Genomic DNA, 3,534 nt, shown 5'->3' with positions numbered 1-3,534 from the left:
CCGGCTCTATGCCGCGATGCTCGAGCACTACGGCGTCATTGCCGACCCGGCTCGCGTACGCGACCCGAATCGCAAGGAGTTCGTCGCATATTGCACCTCATCAGTCATGCCAGGGGGTAGTTACGTCTACAGCCGCCTCGCGGCGAGCTTTGTTCTTGTGCGCGAACCTCCTGGGAGCGTCGACACCAGGGCGCTCGTAGAGATACTGGCCGTTATCGTTATATTGGTATGCTTTGAGCAGCCCCGCCCGTCGCCAGTCGGCAATGGTGGCCGTGCATACCTTGAGATACTTTGCTATCTCCGTGGCGCTCAACAGTCCGCGCGCCCGCAGGCGCTCATATTGCGTTTTCAACCCGTAATCGATACGGATCCGGCGTACCATCAGTCTCCTGAACGGCAAGCCCTCGCCAGAGCGCATACCACTCGCATTAAGTAATTCCGCGGTTTCGTGGTCAGTGTGTCCTTCCAGCAGACGATCGATCTCGGCAACGACCGCTGTCGGGGTCTGTCTCAACTGCCATGACGGTTTGGGTAAAGACAGACGCAGTTCACGGGTTGCGCCACCCTTGAAGCGCACCCGTGCGATGATCTCGGTGTCCTTCAGCAGCGTCACGTCGGCGATCAGCAAACGGGCCATACGCTTTTTCTCACGCTCGGGAGTCTGGGGATCGTTCCACAGGCGCGGAAAGTCCTGTGCTAGCGCCATGATGCTCTCGCGCTGCTTTTTATTGAGCTGGGCGCTTCTGGTCTCGCATTGTTTCTCATAGCGCTCCTGGGCAGCCGCAAGCGCTCGTAGTGCCAGGTTCCACTCGGCTTCCAGCGAATCGGCTACGAGACGGTTATCGGGATCGACACGCATGTAACGACGACGGGCCAGATCGACCTCATAACTTGCCCGCTCGATCTCTTGCCGTCGCAACCGGTCGAACTCTCCTGATCGATCCTCGAGCTCCTTCTGCACCGCGAGCGCGACCTGAAGCGTCACGGGTGTAACGGTTTCCACCAGAAGCCTGCCGATTGCCTGATCGAGTTCAGCACCGTTGATTTGCTGGCATGGTCGCCCTACACCTTCGTTGATGCTGCGGCGTTGGCACATGTAGTCGGGCACGCGCTGCGTGTCGTGGACATGGTAACGGATCGTCATCCGCTCACCGCAACGCCCGCATATCGCCAGTCCCTGCAGCAGCGCCGGCCCTTCGCGAGGGGCGCCGAGATCGCGCTCACAACCGTGGGCCTGAGCATTGTCATGGAGGATCTGTACGTGTTGCTCGAACTGTTCCCACGTGATGTAACCTTGGTGCGCGTCACGAATGAGGGCGGTCCATTCGTCCACGGGTAAAGTCTGCGATACCTGATGGCCGTCGGGAAGCTTGCGCGTGCGTGTGCGTCCAAAGCAGAATGCTCCGGTGTAGCGAGGATGGTGAAGGATCCAAAGCGCACGCGAGTGATCGAGCTCGTCCCACTGGACGTCGCCTTTGTGCGGGCCCCGATAGATCCGGCGCGGAAACTTCAGCCCCGCTCGACGAAAGGCCTTTACAGTAGCCATAGCCGAAGCGGTGCGACGAAACGTGAGGAAGAACTCGCGGATACTTTCCTGAATGCGCTGATCGGGATCCAGGCTTACGCGCCCTTCGCCATCGTAGACAAAGCCGATGGGCAAACGTATTTCAAGCTCACCACGTCGAGCCTTGTTAAGAATGCCTCCACGTAACCTTGACCGCAGAACATGCAACTCCGCTTCGCTCATCGTTCCCTTCAAGCCCAGAACGAGGCGGTCGTTAAAGTGCGCAGGATCATATACGCCATCTCCGTCGAGCAGAAGGGTATCGGTCAACGCACAGATTTCCAGCAGCCGGTGCCAGTCCGACGAGTTGCGTGCCAGGCGCGAAACCTCCAGGCCCATCACGATTCCAGCCTTGCCCATGCTTACCTCGGTTACCAGCCGCTGGAAGCCCTCGCGATCGACTGCACACGCGCCGGATTGCCCGAGATCGGAATCAATCACGAACACCTGGTCAATTCTCCACCCGAGGGAGACGGCACGCTCGCGCAGCGCATACTGGCGCTGGGTACTCTCCGTGTTTTCGAACACCTGCCGCAGGGTCGACTGCCGTACATACAGGTAGGCGTTTCTCGAGAGATGCCTGGCTTGTATCTTTTCGGGTGTACTGGCAGTCATGCCGTCTCCTCCAGTGCGTTCGCAAGCACCATCGATGTCAGGATATCGATCAGATCCTGCCGGATGCCCGCGCTCGGGCCTGTATCGTGAGTTGTGACGCGTGCAGTCGGTGTGCATGGGGCGATCTCACGCATGCCTGCTATCCACGCCGCCATGCCCTTGCGCATCAGGAGCGTGCGTCCGCGCCCCGACGGGCAGCATCCGCGTTTCTCGACCATATCGATGCGCAAGGCTTCGTAGCCCTCGACCAGTGCATCCGGGTCTGACGTTATGCGCGCCGGGAAATCACTGGCGTTTTTTTTTCGGCTCTCGACGCAGCGCGCGCTCCACGGTGCGCCGATGCACATTCAAACCGAACTTCGCTGCTATGCGGTCGAGCAACTCGTTCGTGCTCAGGCCGCCCTCTGCGGCGCGCGCCTCTTCGATGAAGTGCAGCACCTCCGCAGTGAGCTTGTGGGCACCACGAGGCCCACGCTTATCCGGCAGAAGCCCCGCCAATCCCTCACGATCAAAGTCGGCCTGCACCTTGTAGAACGTCGGCCGCGAGATGCCAAATCGTGCGGCCACCTCCGCGATGGTTTGCCCCTCCGTACGCACGCGGCGAAGCATTTCGTAGCGTACCTGCACCAGGTCTCGGGCATCGAAGAAGTCACCGGCAATGAACGCCTCATCACGAACCTCCTGCGCATGCGGATTGAGGGTGCCGCTCTCCTGGAGGGCAGTCAGTTTCGGGTCGGGTTTCCGCGCTCGGCTCATGTAATATAAATTATGCCTCGTCTCAGGAAATATCAAGTTCAGTTTTGATCTTCTTGGTGATCTTCAACACCAAATAAAAAGGGGTTAAGCGTTGCGCAGCGATTAAAACGAGTCCGATTGAGCATCAAGTTTCATCGTCACCAGAGTGATATGGGCTTATTTAAGTTTACACAAGCGGCATTATTTCTTTGACGTCTTGAGTCTGCCCGATTTGCTGCCGGCTGTACCGCTGGCTTCCCGGTGTCGGGCGATGAGCCCAACCAGATGCAAAAGATCTTCTACCCGGAATGCGGATCGCCCAGCGGAGAGGACTTCGAATGCATTGGGCGCCGCGACGCTTGTCCACGAAGCAGGGAGACGTCTCAGCCTGCCTGCATCATCGTGGAAGTACACGCGCTCTTCGCCCCAAGTGCTGCGACGCTCCAGAAGCACGAACTCCTGTCCGCGCAGAGGATGGAATGGGTGGGTGACACTGACAAGTTGTATGTTACCGAGTGAATCACGTGCAGTTGACGGTCTATGGCAAGGGTTCCGTAGAGAACGCGATCCAGCATACGCAGAACACCGCGCTCGCCGGCCGGCGATTCGAGTCGCTCGAC

4 protein-coding genes are annotated in these 3,534 nt (G+C 59.0%); all 4 read right to left on the bottom strand.

The window, feature by feature from the left end:
• Positions 1-100: 100 nt before the first annotated feature.
• Positions 101-2,179, bottom strand: coding sequence for a recombinase family protein (locus AWB65_RS34365; RefSeq protein ID WP_087671203.1), 2,079 nt, complete (start codon positions 2,177-2,179; stop codon positions 101-103).
• On the bottom strand, positions 2,176-2,409 hold the full coding sequence (locus tag AWB65_RS34360) for a hypothetical protein (RefSeq protein WP_125474298.1): 234 nt from the start codon (positions 2,407-2,409) through the stop codon (positions 2,176-2,178). The genes AWB65_RS34365 and AWB65_RS34360 overlap by 4 nt, the downstream gene beginning before the upstream one ends.
• Before the next feature lie 55 nt (positions 2,410-2,464).
• Complete coding sequence (locus tag AWB65_RS34355) at positions 2,465-2,935, bottom strand: helix-turn-helix domain-containing protein (protein ID WP_087671201.1); 471 nt, start codon at positions 2,933-2,935, stop codon at positions 2,465-2,467.
• Between the two features lie 180 nt (positions 2,936-3,115).
• Entirely contained in the window at positions 3,116-3,421 is a 306-nt protein-coding gene (locus AWB65_RS37990) for a DUF5372 family protein (RefSeq protein ID WP_159907969.1), read from the bottom strand.
• Positions 3,422-3,534 lie beyond the last annotated feature (113 nt).

The sequence above is a fragment of the Caballeronia humi genome, assembly GCF_001544475.1.
In the GTDB taxonomy this organism is placed as follows: Bacteria; Pseudomonadota; Gammaproteobacteria; order Burkholderiales; family Burkholderiaceae; genus Caballeronia; species Caballeronia humi.
Note: the sequence above shows the minus strand (reverse complement) of the source record. Positions and strands in the feature narration are given on the sequence as shown.

What these genes read in the sequence shown, in the direction of transcription:
- AWB65_RS34365 (WP_087671203.1), bottom strand. Translation starts at nt 2,179, where the DNA reads ATGACTGCCAGTACACCCGAAAAGATACAAGCCAGGCATCTCTCGAGA.
- AWB65_RS34355 (WP_087671201.1), bottom strand. Translation starts at nt 2,935, where the DNA reads ATGAGCCGAGCGCGGAAACCCGACCCGAAACTGACTGCCCTCCAGGAG.